This window comes from Pseudoxanthomonas sp. GW2 (assembly GCF_000283075.1).
Classification (GTDB): Bacteria; Pseudomonadota; Gammaproteobacteria; order Xanthomonadales; family Xanthomonadaceae; genus Pseudoxanthomonas.
This window is the reverse complement of record NZ_ALIP01000099.1, coordinates 32,176-46,683: the sequence shown is the minus strand read 5'-3', so window position 1 is coordinate 46,683 and position 14,508 is coordinate 32,176. Positions and strand designations below refer to the sequence as shown.

The following is a 14,508-nucleotide window of genomic DNA, read 5'->3' as shown; positions in this document are numbered from 1 at the left end:
CGCGCGCCGCCTGGGCGCGGCGGTCGAGTCGCTGCGCCGCGCCCCGGATTCGCCGCGGGCGCTGGAGCACTTCGACCACGTCGCCCGCGACCTGCTGCGCTGAACGCAGCCGGCCCCGGATGGCCAGGCCACCCGGGGCCGCGCCGGCGCCCCGTCAGCCCAGGCTCGCCGAACGCTCGTACCAGTCGATGCGGCGGGTGACCAGCATCACCAGGGCGAGCACGCCGAACAGCAGCAGCGAGCCCATCAGCAGCGCGTGGTCCTCGGCCGCCAGCAGGCTGTAGAGCATCCCGTACAGCCCGGACAGCAGCCCGGCGAACACGCCGGCGCGCCACCAGCTGCGCAGCACCCCGGACACGTAGGCGAACTGCAGGCCGATGCAGGCCGCGGCGGAGGCCAGGTAGGCCAGACCGAACGCGACGTGCTCGGACAGGGCCAGCAACAGCAGGAAGAACACCGCCAGGGCCAGGCCCACCATCAGGTACTGCAGCGGGTGGATGCGCAGCCCCCGCACCAGCTCCAGCAGGGCGAAGCCGACGAAGGTCAGGACCACGAACAGCACCCCGTACTTGGTGGCGCGGTCCACCCGGGTGTGGGCGTCGACCGGATCGACCAGGGCCACCTCCAGGCTGTCCCAGTCCGCCGGCGCGCCGGGGCGCGACGCGGCCTGGCCAGTCGCCGGATCGGCCACCGCGGCCAGCACCTGGGCGCGCGCCGCGCTGGCCAGCGAGGACACGCTCCAGCTGGCGCTGAATCCCTCCGCGCCGACCTCGCGCTGGCTGGGCAGGAAGCGCCCGCCGAACGAGGGATGCGGCCAGGCCGACCGCAGCCGGACTTCGTTGCTGTCGGCGACCGGCACGATCGCCAGCGAGCGGGTCCCGGCCAGATCCATCCGCAGCCGCGCGCGCGAGGCCTCCAGTCGGCTCGCATCGGCGGCCGGCGGCACCAGGCGCGCATGCACGCCGTCCAGGCGGCCGCCCAGGTCGGCGGTGCCGGCGCTCAGCCGCGCCGCGGCGCCATCGACCTCCAGTACCGGGGTGCCGACCAGCCCGCGCACGTCGCCCAGGCCGAATGCCAGGTACGGGGTGCCGTAGCGGCGCCCGTCCACGCGCGGCAGGGCCAGCGGCTCGAACGTCGCCTCCAGCTCGGCCTGCCAGCGGAACACGCGCACGTCGTACAGGCCGACCCGGCGCGCCTCCGGCAGCAGCACGCCGCCGGCGTGCAGCGTGGCCGGCGCCTGCACCAGGTAGCCGGACACGGTTTCCTCGCGCAGTTCCAGGCGGCCATCGGCGCCGGCCGCGTTCACCCGCCGGGTCGCGGTCCAGGGCACCACCCTGAGGGGTCCGGCCAGCCGCTGCGGCCCGGCCATGCCCTCGGCCACCCGCTGCACCGCCTCGGCGCGGTGTATCTGGCGGTCCTGGACCAGCCCACGGATCATCGCCAGCGGCACCAGCAGCAACAGCACCAGGGCGCCGACGGTGAGGAACCGCAACAACAGCTTGAATGAAGTCATCAGAATGCTCCGCGGTGGACTGCGGCGCATCCTCGACGGCGTGCGTGGCGGGGCAATGGGGCGTGTTTGAAGCCAGGGTGAAGTCGGCTTGCGGCTAGCCGCGCGGCAGCGCCAGGCCGGCCTCGGCGCCGCCGCCGGCGCGGTTGGCCAGCCAGGCCCTGCCGCCGTGCAGGCGCGCGACCTCGCGCACGAACGGCAGGCCCAGGCCGGAACTGCGCGGCTGGCCGTCGGGCCGCGGCAGCGAGTAGAAGCGCTCGAACACCCGCTCCAGGGCGTAATCCGGCACGCCCGGCCCGCTGTCCAGCACGCGCAGCACCGCCTGACCGCCCTCCTCCGCCAGCACCAGCACCAACGTGCTGCCACGCGGAGCAAAGGCCAGGGCGTTGTCCAGCAGGTTGCCCAGCGCCTGGCGCAGCAGGAAGGGATCGCCGGCGACGCGCGGCGGCTGCGCTGGCAGTTCCAGGCACAGGTCCACGCCCGCCGCGGCCAGGCGCGGCTCGCCCGCCGCCGCGACCGCGGCGGCCAGCTCCGCCAGGTCCACCGGCTCGCGCCGCTGCAGCCAGCCATGCTGCTCGACCTCGGCCAGGGCCAGCAGCTTGTCGATGGTCTCGGTCAGCCGCCCCTGCTGCTGCAGGATGTTGCGGGCAAAGCGCTGGCGCTCGGCCTCCGGCAGCGGTTCCTGCAGCAGCTCGGCAGCGCCGCGGATCGCCGCCAGCGGGCTCTTCATCTCGTGGGTCAGCGACTGCACGTACTGCTCCACGTAGGCCTTGCCCTCCAGCTTGCGGCGCATGTCCTCCAGCGCCCGCGCCAGGTCGCCGAGCTCGTCGCGGCCCGGTGGCGGTGGTGCGGCCGGCTCGCCGGCGGCCACCGCGCGCGCATAGCGGGCCAGGCGGCCGATGCGGCGCGACAGCCAGGCGGTGACCAGCACCGCGACCAGCGCCGACAGCCCGACCAGCCATGCCCCCTGGTGCAGCATGCGCCGCTGCCCGGCCTCGATGAACGGCTCCAGGCTGCGGTTCGGGCGGGCCACGGTCAGCACGCCGATCAGCCGTCCCGGATCGTCGGGGTCGTGCACCGGCGCGGCCACGTGCATCACCGTGTGGGCGTGGTCGCCGGGCGCCTCGGGGCTGGAGCGCGCGCCGTACTCGCCGCGCAGGGTGCGGTAGACGTCGTTCCAGCGCGAGTTGTCGCGGCCCAGGTCGCGCCCGCGCGAGTCGTACACGACGATGCCGCGGGCATCGGTCACGGTCACCCGCAGGTCGATGCCGCGCTTGGGCACGTCCCAGATGCGCGCGCCCGGGTCGCGCCTGGCCGCCTCGGCCAGCTGCCGGGCGAAGTCGCCCTCGGCGATGCGCCCGGCCTTGAGGTCGGCGGCGGCCATCACCGCCAGCGCGTTGGCGGTGTCGACCAGGGTGGATTCCATGGCCTGGCGCACGCCGGGCTTGACCTCGTCCACGAACACCTGCAGCACGAAGAACGCGGCCAGGCCCACGATCAGGAAGAAGCCGAGGAACAGGCGCAGGCCCAGGCGCATTCAGGCCTCGATCGCGTAGCCGAGGCCGCGGTGGGTGCGGATCGGGTCCGGCTCCACGCCGGCGGCGCGCAGCTTGGCGCGCAGGGTCTTGACATGGGTGTCCACGGTGCGGTCGCCGCTGGCGGCGGCGCTGTCCCAGGCCCGGTCCATCAGCTGGGCGCGGCTGAGGATGGCGCCGGGACGCTGCAGCAGGGCCTCCAGCAGGGCGTATTCGTAGCGGGTCAGGTCCAGCGGCCGGCCGCGGTAGTGGATGCGGTGCCCGGCGCGGTCCACGGCGAAGTCGCCGCGTTCCAGCCAGGCTGCGTCCGCGCCCGCGGCGGGGTGCCGGCGCAGGCGCGCGCGCACCCGCGCCACCATCTCCCGCGGCGAGAACGGCTTGGCCACGTAGTCGTCGCCGCCCAGTTCCAGGCCCAGCACCGGGTCGATCTCCTCGCCGCGCGCGGTGAGGAAGATCACCGGCACGCCGCTGAACGCGCGCACCTGGCGGCACACATCGAAGCCGCCGATGTCCGGCAGGCCCACGTCCAGCACCAGCACGTCGACCCCGCCGGCGCGCACCCGCTCCACCGCCTGCCCCCCGAGCAGGCAGTGCTCGGCCTGCAGGCCCTCGCTGCGCAGGGCATAGAGCAGCGTGTCGGCGATCGCCGGTTCGTCGTCGACGATGAGGATCAGCGGCGCGGATGGCATCGGCCAAGCATAGTCGCGCCCCATGGCGGCGGCTATGCTGCGCGCATGAATTACCGCCACGCCTTCCATGCCGGCAACCATGCCGACGTGCTCAAGCACGTCGTCCTGCTGGCGCACCTGGACGCCCTGCTGCGCAAGGACGGTCCGTTCTTCGTGCTCGACACGCATGCCGGCCGCGGCCGCTACCTGCTGCAGGGCGAGGCCGCCGGCCGCACCGGCGAGGCGGCCGGCGGCATCCTCGCCCTGGCCGGGCGCGGCGAAGCGCCGCCGGCGGTCGAGCGCTACCTGCGCGCGGTGGCGGCGATCAACCCGGTCGACGCCCTGCTCGCCTACCCCGGCTCGCCGCTGCTGGCCGCGCAGGCCATGCGCGAACAGGACCGCCTGGCCGCCTGCGAACTGCAGCCGGAGGAAGCAGCGGAACTGAAGGCGCTGTTCGCCCACGACGGGCGCGTGGCGGTGCACGCGCGCGACGGCTACGACGCGGTGCGCGCCCTGCTGCCGCCGCGGGTGGACGGAGTGCGCTACGCGCGCGGACTGGTGCTGGTCGACCCGCCGTACGAGGCCCAGGAAGCCGAATACCCGAAGGTGGTGGCGGCGGTACGCGAGGTCCTGCAGCGCTGGCCGCAGGCGGGCGTGGCGATCTGGTACCCGGTCAAGCAGCGGCGCTCGCTGCAGCCGTTCTTCCGCAAGCTGGCCGGGCTGCCGGCGCGCTCGGTGCTGCTGGCCGAGCTGCTGGTGCGCCCGGACGACTCGCCGCTGCGCCTCAACGGCAGCGGCATGGCGCTCATCAACCCGCCGTGGAAGCTGGACGAGGCCATCGCCCCGGCCCTGCCGTTCCTGCAGCGCCACCTTGGCGAGGCCGGCGCCTCGACCAGGCTGGAGTGGCTCCGGCGCGACGAGGGCTGAGCGCGCTCAGGCGGCCGGGCGGTCCTCGCCCTCCGGTTCGAAGAAGCTCCAGCGCACCACCGGGAACCGCGCCTTGAGCGCGCGCTCGACGGTGTCGATGTCCTCGAGCATGGCCGGGCCATCGTGGGAACGGCGCATGCGCGCATGGGTGGAGACCAGCACGTCGTGGCCCTGCTGCAGGGTGATCACGTGCAGCACCTCGGCGATCTCCGGGCGCGCCGCCAGGAACTCGGCGATCTGCGCCTGCAGGAAGGGATCGACGCTCTGCCCGATCAGCATGGCCTTGACCTCGATCGCCACCAGCACCGCGACCACGATCAGCAGCAGGCCGATGGCGATGGTGCCCAGCGCGTCCCACAGCGGGTTGCCGGTGAGCACCGCCAGGCCAACCGCCACCAGGGCCAGGACCAGGCCGGTCAGCGCCGCCAGGTCTTCGCCGAAGATCACCACGAGTTCGGCCTGGCGGCTCTCGCGGAACCAGCCCCACAGCGAGCGGCCGTCGCGCGCCTTGTCCACCTCGCGCAGGCAGGCGCGCATGGAAATGCCCTCGGCGACGATGGCGAACACCAGCACCCCGGCGGCCCACCACCACTGCTCCAGCGGCTCGGGATGCTGCAGCTTGTGCACGCCCTCGTACACCGAGAACATGCCGCCGACGCTGAACAGCATCACCGCCACCAGGAAGGACCAGAAGTAGATGGCGCGCCCGTAGCCCAGCGGGTACTCCGGGCTCACCGGACGCTTCGACTGGCGCAGCCCCAGCAGCAGCAGGAGCTGGTTGCCGCAGTCGGCGAAGGAGTGCACGGTCTCGGCGAGCATCGCCCCGGAGCCGGTGACGAAGGCGGCCACGCCCTTGGCCAGCGCGATCGCCAGGTTGGCGCCCAGCGCGAAGAAGATCGCGCGCGTGGAATCTCCATTGCCGGCCATGCCTGTCCTCCGTCGCGGGGCCGGCGGAGTCTAGCAAGGCCCCCCGGCTCCCCGCGTGCAGCCCGATGTGGGAATATCGGACCCATGCCACGCAACCGGCTTCCCCCCTGGCACGAGGAATTCGTGCTGCCCAACCGCAGGGCCATCCTGATCCGTCCGATCCGCCCGGAAGACGCCGCGCCGCTGCACGCCGCGTTCGGGCTGCTGGGGCCGGAGGAGATCCGGGTCCGCTTCGCCGGCGGCGAAGGCGGGCTGGACCTGGACGAGGCCGGCCGCCTGGCCCGCCCCGATCCACGCCAGGAGCTGCTGCTGGTCGGCGCCGAGCCCTACCCGCCCGGCGAGGCGATGATCGCCGGGCTCGGCCGCGCGCGCCGGGTGCCCGGCACCCGCCAGGCCGAATGCACGATCCTGCTGGCCCGCTACGTGGCCGGCCTGGGCCTGGGCCGGCACCTGCTGCAGAAGCTGGTGAAGTGGGGCCGCGGCCGCGCCGTTGACCGCCTGTTCGGCGACATTCCCGCAAGCAACGTGCCGATGCTGGAGCTGGCGGAATCGCTGGGCTTCCGCCCGGAGCCGGAGGCGCAAGTCCCGGCCGGGCTGGTGCGGGTGGTGCTGGACCTGGCGCGCCGCTGAGCGCCGCGCGCGGACGCACCCGGTCGGGTGCGCACGGGCCGCCCGCGCCCGCCCGGTACAATGGACGGCTCATGTCGTTGTCGAACCGAGCCGTGTCTCCCATTCCCCCGCTTCCCCGGCGTGGCCAGGCCCGCGCCTGGTGGAACGCGCCGGCCTCGCCCTCCGCGCTGGCCTGGCACCTGGTGCGCGCCGCCCGCGCCCATCCCGGTCCGCTGCTGTTCGTGGCCCGCGACACCCTGTCCGCGCACCAGGTCGAGGCCGACCTGCTGACCCTGCTGGGCGCCGGGGCCGACCTGCCGGTGGTGCCGTTCCCGGACTGGGAGACCCTGCCCTACGACCGTTTCAGCCCGCATCCGGACATCATCAGCCAGCGCCTGGCCGCGCTGCAGCGCCTGCCGCGGCTGGAGCGCGGGATCGTGGTGGTGCCGGTGCAGACCCTGCTGCAGCGGCTGCCGCCGCTGCGCTACATCGCCGGCAGCAGCTTCGACCTGAAGACCGGCCAGCGCCTGGACCTGGACGCGGAGAAGCGCCGGCTGGAATCGGCCGGCTACCGCAACGTGCCGCAGGTGCTGGACCCGGGCGACTTCGCCGTGCGCGGCGGCCTGCTCGACGTTTACCCGATGGGCGCCGAGGCGCCGCTGCGGATCGAGCTGCTGGACGACGAGATCGACTCGATCCGCCGCTTCGACCCGGAGAGCCAGCGCTCGCTGGAGAAGATCGAGGCGGTGCACATGCTGCCCGGGCGCGAGACGCCGATGGACGAGGCCAGCCTGGCGCGGGTGATGGACGCCCTGCGCGAGCGCTTCGACGTCGATACCCGGCGCAGCGCGCTGTACCAGGACCTCAAGGCCGGCATTGCCCCGGCTGGCATCGAGTACTACCTGCCGCTGTTCTTCGCCCCCAGCCGCGATGGTTCCGGATCGACCGCGACGCTGTTCGACTACCTGCCGGTGAGCGTGCTGCCGGTGCTGGCCGACGGCGCCAGCGCCTGCGCCGACGCGTTCTGGCAGCAGGCCGGCAACCGCTACGAGCAGCGCCGGCACGACGTCGAGCACCCGGTGCTGCCGCCGGCCGAGCTGTACCTGCCGCCGGACGCGCTGCGCGAGCAGCTCAACCGCGGCATCCGCATCGAGGTGTGCGGCCCGCAACACACCCACGCCGCCGACGCCGCCGCCCTCGGCGACCAGCCGGCGCCGGCGCTGCCGATCGCCGGGCCCGACCAGCCGCGCGCCGGCGAGGCCCTGCGCAGCTTCCTGTCCAGCTACCCGGGCCGGGTGCTGGTGGCCGCCGACTCGCCCGGCCGCCGCGAGGCCCTGCTGGAAGTGCTGCAGGCCGCCGGGCTGCAGCCGAAGACCGTGGCCGGCTTCCCCGCCTTCCTCGAGGGCGACGAGCGCTTCGCCCTGGCGGTGGCGCCGCTGGAAGACGGCTTCGCCCTGGACGAGCCACGGCTGGTGGTGCTCACCGAGCGCCAGCTGTTCCCCGAGCGCGCCACCCAGCCGCGGCGCGCGCGCCGCGCCGGGCGCGAGCCGGAGGCGATCATCCGCGACCTGGGCGAGCTGACCGAGGGCGCGCCCATCGTCCACGAGGACCACGGCGTCGGCCGTTACCGCGGCCTGGTGGCGATGGACATCGGCGGCATGCCCGGCGAGTTCCTGGACATCGAGTACGCCAAGGGCGACCGCCTGTACGTGCCGGTCACCCAGCTGCACCTGGTCAGCCGCTACTCCGGCGCCTCGCCGGAGACCGCGCCGCTGCACTCGCTGGGCGGCGAGCAGTGGACCCGGGCCAAGCGCAAGGCCCAGGAGAAGGTCCGCGACGTGGCCGCCGAGCTGCTGGAGATCCAGGCCCGGCGCAAGGCCCGCGCCGGCCTGGCGCTGGACATCGACCGCGCCATGTACGAGGGCTTCGCCGCCGGCTTCCCGTTCGAGGAGACCCCGGACCAGCACGCGGCGATCGAGGCGGTGCTGCGCGACCTGCAGTCCAGCCAGCCGATGGACCGGGTGGTCTGCGGCGACGTCGGCTTCGGCAAGACCGAGGTCGCGGTGCGCGCGGCCTTCGCCGCGGCCAGCGCCGGGCGCCAGGTGGCGGTGCTGGTGCCCACCACCCTGCTGGCCGAGCAGCACTACCGCAACTTCCGCGACCGCTTCGCCGACTGGCCGCTCAAGGTCGAGGTGCTGTCGCGCTTCAAGAGCAGCAAGGAGATCAAGGCCGAGCTGGAGAAGGTGGCCAGCGGCCAGATCGACGTGATCGTCGGCACCCACCGCCTGCTGCAGCCGGACGTGAAGTTCAAGGACCTGGGCCTGGTCATCGTCGACGAAGAGCAGCGCTTCGGCGTGCGCCAGAAGGAGGCGCTGAAGGCGCTGCGCGCCAACGTGCACCTGCTGACCCTGACCGCGACCCCTATCCCGCGCACGCTCAACATGGCCATGGCCGGCCTGCGCGACCTCAGCATCATCGCCACCCCGCCGCCCAACCGGCTGGCGGTGCAGACCTTCGTCGTGCCCTGGGACGACAACCAGCTGCGCGAGGCGTTCCAGCGCGAGCTGTCGCGCGGCGGCCAGCTGTACTTCCTGCACAACGACGTCGAAAGCATCGGCCGCATGCAGCGCCAGCTGCAGGAACTGGTGCCGGAGGCGCGCATCGGCGTGGCCCACGGGCAGATGCCCGAGCGCGAGCTGGAGCGGGTGATGCTCGACTTCCAGAAGCAGCGCTTCAACGTGCTGCTGGCGACCACGATCATCGAGTCGGGCATCGACATCCCCAACGCCAACACCATCATCATCAACCGCGCCGACCGCTTCGGCCTGGCCCAGCTGCACCAGCTGCGCGGCCGCGTCGGCCGCTCGCACCACCGCGCCTATGCCTACCTGCTGGTGCCGCCGGACCGCCGCGCCATGACCCCGGACGCGGAGAAGCGGCTGGAGGCGATCGCCTCGATGGACGAGCTGGGCGCCGGCTTCACCCTGGCCACCCACGACCTGGAGATCCGCGGCGCTGGCGAGCTGCTGGGCGAGGACCAGAGCGGGCAGATGGCCGAGGTCGGCTTCAGCCTGTACACCGAGCTGCTGGAGCGGGCCGTGCGCAGCATCCGCCAGGGCAAGCTGCCGGACCTGGACGCCGGCGAGGAAACCCGCGGCGCCGAGGTCGTGCTCAACGTGCCGGCGCTGATCCCGGAGGACTACCTGCCGGACGTGCACACCCGCCTGACCCTGTACAAGCGCATTTCCAGCGCCGGCGACGGCGAGGCCCTGCGCGAACTGCAGGTGGAGATGATCGACCGCTTCGGCCTGCTGCCGGACGCGGTCAAGAACATGTTCGCCATCGCCGAGCTGAAGCGGCAGTGCGACGCCCTGGGCATCCGCAAGCTGGAGCTGGGCGAGAACGGCGGCCGCATCGTGTTCGAGGCCAAGCCGAAGGTCGATCCGATGTCGGTGATCCGCATGATCCAGCAGCAGCCGAAGCTGTACGCGATGGACGGCCCGGACAAGCTCAAGGTGCGGCTGCCGCTGCCGGAACCCGCCGACCGCTTCAACGCCGCGCGCGGACTGCTCACCGCCCTTTCCCCCAGCTGAGCGCCCGCCACCGCTCCTCCCCCGCCCCCACATGCCCGACCCCATCCCCGCGCTGGCGCTGCCGCTTGGCCGCGCCAGCGCTTCGCTCCGTGCGCTGGCCCTGGCCCTCGAGCAGCGCGACGCCTACACCGACGGCCACTGCGACCGCGTCTGCCGCCTGGCGGCGCTGCTTGGCCAGCGCTTCGACCTGGACCGCGAGCGCCTGGCCCACCTGGCCCTGGCCGCGCGCTTCCACGACATCGGCAAGATCGGCGTGCGCGACGACGTGCTGCTCTATCCGGGCCGGCTCGACGCGGCGCGGCGCGGCGGCAACGCATGCGCCTGCATCCGGAACTGGGCGAGCGCCTGTTCCGCGCCACCGAGCACGACGACGCCGCGCAGGTGGCGCGCCTGATCCGCCACCACCACGAGGCCTACGACGGCAGCGGCTATCCGGACGGCCTGGCCGGCGACGCGATCCCGCTGGAGGCGCGGATCCTGGCCGCGGCCGACGGCTACGACGCGATGACGTCCGACCGCCCGTACCGGCCGGCCCTGCCGGCGCGCGCGGCGCTGGAAGCGCTGGCCGCCGAGCGTGGCCGGCGCATCGACCCGGAGGTCTACCGCCAGCTCGAGGCGGTGCTGCGCCGCGATCCGGACGCCTGAGGCGCCGGCCTCAGAGCTGCGATTCCAGCGGCAGCCAGCCGATCACGCGCGCGGCGGCGCGTTGCCAGGCCTTTGCCTCCGGCTCGCGTTCCCAGGTGGCCGGCGGCTGCGCCGCGTCGTCGTGCCAGCGCAGGCGGCCGTCCTCCAGGGCCAGGCGGTAGGCGGTCTGCGCCGAGGTCTTCTTCGCGTACAGCGCCTCCAGCTCGGCCGCCGCGCCGGGATGGTCGAACATCAGCCCCATCTCGGTGTTGAGCTTGATCGAGCGCGGGTCGAGGTTGAACGAGCCGATGAAGCCGTGGCTGCCGTCGACCACGTAGGCCTTGGTGTGCAGGCTGGCGCCGCTGGAGCCGAACAGGCTGGTGTCGACCGCGCCATGCGGCTTGAGCTCATACAGCGCGATCCCGGCGCGCAGCAACGGCACCCGGTAGCCGGCGTAGCCGCCGTGCACCGCCAGCACGTCGTTGGCCGCCAGCGAGTTGGTGAGGATGCTCACCTCCACCCCGCGCCCGCGCATGCCGGAAAGCCACTCCAGGCCGGCGTGGCCCGGGACGAAGTACGGCGAGATCAGCTTCAGCTCGCGGCGCGCGGTGCTCACCCGCGCGACCAGCACCGGGGTCATCCAGTCCGGCCGTTGCGGCGCGCCCTCGGCCTTCTGCGGCGGGTCGGACACCAGCATGGCGTTCTCGGTCCAGTGCACGCTGCCCCGGCCCTGCAGCAGCTCGCTCACCCGCTCGGAGGCGCGCAGGCGCTCCAGGTAGGGGCCGGCGCGATCCGAGCCCAGGCCCGCGTCCAGGCTCGCGCGCACCCTGTCCAGCGCGTCCGGCGCCGGATCGACCAGCGCCGCCAGCGGGATCGCGCTGGCGCTGTTCCAGTAGGCGTCGAACACCTCCTCGGCCTGGCGCGCGGCGCTGCCGACCATGGCCACGTCGGTGTCCATGAAGTTCACGTCGGCGGCGGCGTCGAAGTACTCGTCGCCGATGTTGCGCCCGCCCACCACCGCGATGCGGCCGTCGGCCAGCCAGATCTTGTTGTGCATGCGCCGGTTGAGGCTGACGAAGCGCAGCAGCAGCTCCACGCCGCGCGCCAGCGTGCCCTCGCGGGCCCGGGTCGGGTTGAACAGCCGGACCTCGATCAGGGGGTGGCTGTCCAGCGCCGCCAGCACCGAGTGGCTGCCATGCACGTTCATGTCGTCCAGCAGCAGGCGCACGCGCACCCCGCGGTCGGCCGCGCGCAGCACTTCGTTGTGCAGCATGTTGCCGGTGAAGTCGTCGTGCCAGATGTAGTACTGCAGGTCCAGGCTGCGCCCGGCCGAACGCGCGGTCATCGCGCGCACGGCAAAGGCGTCGAGGTTGTCGCCCAGGATCACCATGCCGGTCTGGCCCGGGCGCGCGTCGGTGAGCGGCACCACCGCGCGGTCGATCGCGGTCTGCGCGTCGGCCAGCGGCAGGGCCATGACCACCTCGCCGCGCGCGCGCTCGGCGAAGCGGCCGTAGGCGTACAGCGACAGCAGCGAGGCCATGGCGAACACGGCCAGGCCGAGCGCGAGCCACTTGAGGACCTTCTTCGCCTTCGCCTTCATCGCGCCCTCGCCGGTGTGGATCGGCGGATTGTAGGCACGGACCCGCGAGGACGCCGCATGCGGGCGCGCCGCCGTGTCCGGCCTACTCGGCCAGCAGCCGATGCAGCGGCGCGGTCGCCTCCTGGCCTGCCTCGTCCTCGATCCAGGCAGCCACCGCCGCCACTTCCGGGCGCAACTCGGCCTCGGCCTGCAGCAGCCAGTAGCCATGCCCGGAAGACGCCGGCGCCGGCAGCTGGTCCAGCACCACCAGCCGCCCCTCCTCCAGCAAGGGCCGCACCAGTTCGCGCCGGCCCAGGGCGATGCCCTGCCCGGCCAGCGCGGCCTGGATCACCAGGTCGTACTGGTTGAAGTGCAGGATCGCGCGCGGGCGTGCCTGGCCCCAGCCGATGGAGGCCAGCCAGGGCAGCCACTGGATCCAGGGATAGCCGGGCTTCTCGAACTCCAGCAGGGTCAGCCCGGCCAGCGCTTCCGGGCCCTCCAGCGCGCCCACTCGCAGCGCCGGGCTGGCGACCGGGACCACGGTCTCATGGAACAGCAGGCGTGCCCCGGGCGGCGCGCGTTCGGCGCTGGTGTAGCGGATCGCCAGGTCGACCCCGTCGTTGCGCAGGTCGACCACGCGGTTGTGCGCCGACACCCGCACGTCCACGCCGGGATGCCGGGCCTGGAACCGGCTCAGGCGCGGCAGCAGCCACAGCCCGGTGAAGCCGATGGTGGCGCTGACCGTGACCGGCCGGCTGCGGGCGCGCTCGCGCACCGCGCCCAGCGCGTCCTGCAGCTGCTGCAGGGCGGCGTCGGCGCTGCGGAACAGGCGTTCCCCCTCGGCGGTGAAGGCCAGCGAGCGATGGCCGCGGCGGAACAGCCGGGTCCCCAGCTGCTCCTCCAGCGCCTGCACCTGGCGGCTGACCGCCGACTGGGTCAGGCACAGTTCGCGCGCGGCCTCGGTGATGCTCAGCCGCCGTCCGACGGCGACGAAGCCGCGCAGCAGGTCCAGCGAAGGCAAACGGTGCAGGTCCACTCGCATTCCTCCAGCGCATGCGTGCAGTCCGAAATCTCGTTTGAGCCGGACGCTCCGACCACGGTTAATGGCGGCAACCGCAGCTTACACGGATCGCCGCCATGACTCCCCGCATCCCCGAGGATTCCATGACCGCATGCGAACCCGGGCCCGGGTGTGGATGGTGGTGGCGGCGGCCGGCGTGGTGATGGGCCTGGCCCTGGGCCTGCGCCACGTGCAGGGCCTGTTCCTGTTGCCGGTCACCGGGACCCGCGGCTGGTCGCGGGAACTGTTCGCCCTGGCCCTTGCAGTGCAGAACCTGGTCTGGGGCCTGGCCCAGCCGCTGGCGGGCATGGTCGCCGACCGCCACGGCTCCGGGCGCGTCGTCGCCAGCGGCGTGGTGCTGTACGTGCTCGGGCTGTACGGCATGACCCGCGCCACCAGCGCCGCCGGGTTCGTGCTGGCGGCGGGCGTGGTCACCGGCCTGGCCCTGGCCGGGACCGCGTTCGGCGTGGTCTATGCCGCGGTCAGCCGCCAGGTGCCCGGCGAGCGCCGGGCCTGGGCGGTGGGCATGGCCGGCGCGTTGGGCGGACTGGGCCAGTTCCTGCTGGTGCCGGCGACGCAGGGGCTGATCGAAGGCCTGGGCTGGCAGGGCGCGCTGCTGGCCGGTGCCGCGGCGTTCGCCCTGGTGCTGCCGCTGGCGCGGGTGCTGCGCGAACCGCGCCCGGCCGCCGGTGCGCAGTCCGCTCCCCCGCAGGCGCTGGGCGAAGCCCTGCGCGAGGCCTGCGGCCATCGCGGCTTCTGGCTGCTCAACCTGGGCTTCCTCGCCTGCGGCTTCCAGCTGGCCTTCATCGCCAACCACCTGCCCGCCTACCTGGCCGACCGCGGCCTGGCGCCGGAGGCGGCGGTGGCCGCGCTGGCCACGATCGCGCTGGCGAACGTGGCCGGGATCTACGCCTGCGGCGTGCTCGGCGGCCGCTACCGGCCCAAGTACCTGCTCGCCGGGATCTACCTGGCGCGCAGTGTCGCCATCGCCCTGTTCGTGCTGCTGCCGCCGGGGCCGTGGACGCTCTACCCCTTCGCCGCGGTCATGGGCCTGATGTGGCTGGGCACAGTACCACTGACCAACGGCGTGCTGTCCGGGGTGTTCGGGCTGCGCTACCTCGGCACCCTGTTCGGCCTGGTGTTCATCGGCCACCAGCTGGGCTCGTTCCTGGGCGTGTGGATGGGCGGGCGCGTGTTCGAGGCGACCGGTTCCTACGTCCTGGTGTGGCTGCTGGCCATCGCCCTGGGCGTGCTCGCCGCCGCCCTGCACTGGCCGATCGACGACCGCCCGCTGCTCCGCTCCCCCGCGCCGGCCGCCGCATGAGCCGCCTCCGCGCCGCCGTCGCGCTGCTGGCCGCCGCGGTGGCGTGCGTGCTGCTGTTCGCGGCCTGGCTGCACCCGCGCGTGGTCGCCGCCTGGCTGGGCGCCTGGACCACGGCGCTGTGCGGATGACCCCAACCCCGCTCCATGGAGTTC

At 73.6% G+C, this 14,508-nt stretch carries 13 protein-coding genes; 7 read left to right on the top strand and 6 right to left on the bottom strand.

Translation table 11 applies throughout. The features are described 5' to 3' along the window. Window positions 1-154 precede the first annotated feature (154 nt). From creD to creB, 3 genes are all read right to left on the bottom strand, one after another. Window positions 155-1,513 (bottom strand): cell envelope integrity protein CreD, encoded by a 1,359-nt coding sequence (gene creD, locus B351_RS0107735; protein WP_019398477.1) that lies wholly within the window; start codon window positions 1,511-1,513, stop codon window positions 155-157. A gap of 94 nt (window positions 1,514-1,607) precedes the next feature. After that, complete coding sequence (creC, locus tag B351_RS0107730) at window positions 1,608-3,047, bottom strand: two-component system sensor histidine kinase CreC (protein WP_019398476.1); 1,440 nt, start codon at window positions 3,045-3,047, stop codon at window positions 1,608-1,610. Continuing rightward, on the bottom strand, window positions 3,048-3,734 hold the full coding sequence (gene creB, locus B351_RS0107725) for a two-component system response regulator CreB (protein WP_019398475.1): 687 nt from the start codon (window positions 3,732-3,734) through the stop codon (window positions 3,048-3,050). Window positions 3,735-3,779: 45 nt separating this feature from the next. On the opposite strand from creB, the gene B351_RS0107720 reads away from it, so the two are divergent. Next, window positions 3,780-4,640: a 23S rRNA (adenine(2030)-N(6))-methyltransferase RlmJ gene (locus B351_RS0107720; RefSeq protein ID WP_019398474.1), complete on the top strand. Its 861-nt coding sequence runs from the start codon at window positions 3,780-3,782 to the stop codon at window positions 4,638-4,640. Window positions 4,641-4,646: 6 nt separating this feature from the next. Here B351_RS0107720 and B351_RS0107715 read toward each other — a convergent pair whose 3' ends face one another. Continuing rightward, complete coding sequence (locus B351_RS0107715; RefSeq protein ID WP_019398473.1) at window positions 4,647-5,567, bottom strand: cation diffusion facilitator family transporter; 921 nt, start codon at window positions 5,565-5,567, stop codon at window positions 4,647-4,649. Between the two features lie 84 nt (window positions 5,568-5,651). Here B351_RS0107715 and B351_RS0107710 point away from each other — a divergent pair, with 84 nt between their 5' ends. From B351_RS0107710 to B351_RS17975, 4 genes are all read left to right on the top strand, one after another. After that, window positions 5,652-6,197 carry a GNAT family N-acetyltransferase gene (locus B351_RS0107710; protein ID WP_026010494.1) on the top strand — a complete coding sequence of 182 codons (546 nt, stop codon included), beginning with the start codon at window positions 5,652-5,654 and terminating at the stop codon, window positions 6,195-6,197. A 71-nt stretch (window positions 6,198-6,268) separates the two neighbouring features. Continuing rightward, window positions 6,269-9,769: a transcription-repair coupling factor gene (mfd, locus tag B351_RS0107705; RefSeq protein WP_026010493.1), complete on the top strand. Its 3,501-nt coding sequence runs from the start codon at window positions 6,269-6,271 to the stop codon at window positions 9,767-9,769. Window positions 9,770-9,800: 31 nt separating this feature from the next. Continuing rightward, a complete protein-coding gene (locus B351_RS17980) occupies window positions 9,801-10,163 on the top strand; it encodes an HD-GYP domain-containing protein (RefSeq protein ID WP_232207907.1) in 363 nt (120 codons plus the stop codon). After that, the gene (locus B351_RS17975; RefSeq protein ID WP_232207906.1) at window positions 10,085-10,414 is read left to right on the top strand and encodes an HD-GYP domain-containing protein; all 330 of its coding nucleotides are present in this window, start codon (window positions 10,085-10,087) and stop codon (window positions 10,412-10,414) included. The genes B351_RS17980 and B351_RS17975 overlap by 79 nt, the downstream gene beginning before the upstream one ends. A gap of 10 nt (window positions 10,415-10,424) precedes the next feature. Here the strand turns inward: B351_RS17975 and B351_RS0107695 are convergent, their stop codons facing one another. Further along, the gene (locus B351_RS0107695) at window positions 10,425-11,993 is read right to left on the bottom strand and encodes a phospholipase D family protein (RefSeq protein ID WP_019398470.1); all 1,569 of its coding nucleotides are present in this window, start codon (window positions 11,991-11,993) and stop codon (window positions 10,425-10,427) included. 82 nt (window positions 11,994-12,075) lie between these two features. Beyond that, window positions 12,076-13,014, bottom strand: a complete 939-nt coding sequence (locus B351_RS0107690; protein ID WP_026010492.1) for a LysR substrate-binding domain-containing protein — start codon at window positions 13,012-13,014, stop codon at window positions 12,076-12,078. Between the two features lie 130 nt (window positions 13,015-13,144). On the opposite strand from B351_RS0107690, the gene B351_RS0107685 reads away from it, so the two are divergent. Together B351_RS0107685 and B351_RS18120 are read left to right on the top strand one after the other, a co-directional pair. Next, window positions 13,145-14,356, top strand: coding sequence for an MFS transporter (locus tag B351_RS0107685; protein ID WP_232207905.1), 1,212 nt, complete (start codon window positions 13,145-13,147; stop codon window positions 14,354-14,356). Further along, complete coding sequence (locus tag B351_RS18120) at window positions 14,353-14,484, top strand: hypothetical protein (protein ID WP_019398467.1); 132 nt, start codon at window positions 14,353-14,355, stop codon at window positions 14,482-14,484. The genes B351_RS0107685 and B351_RS18120 overlap by 4 nt, the downstream gene beginning before the upstream one ends. Window positions 14,485-14,508 lie beyond the last annotated feature (24 nt).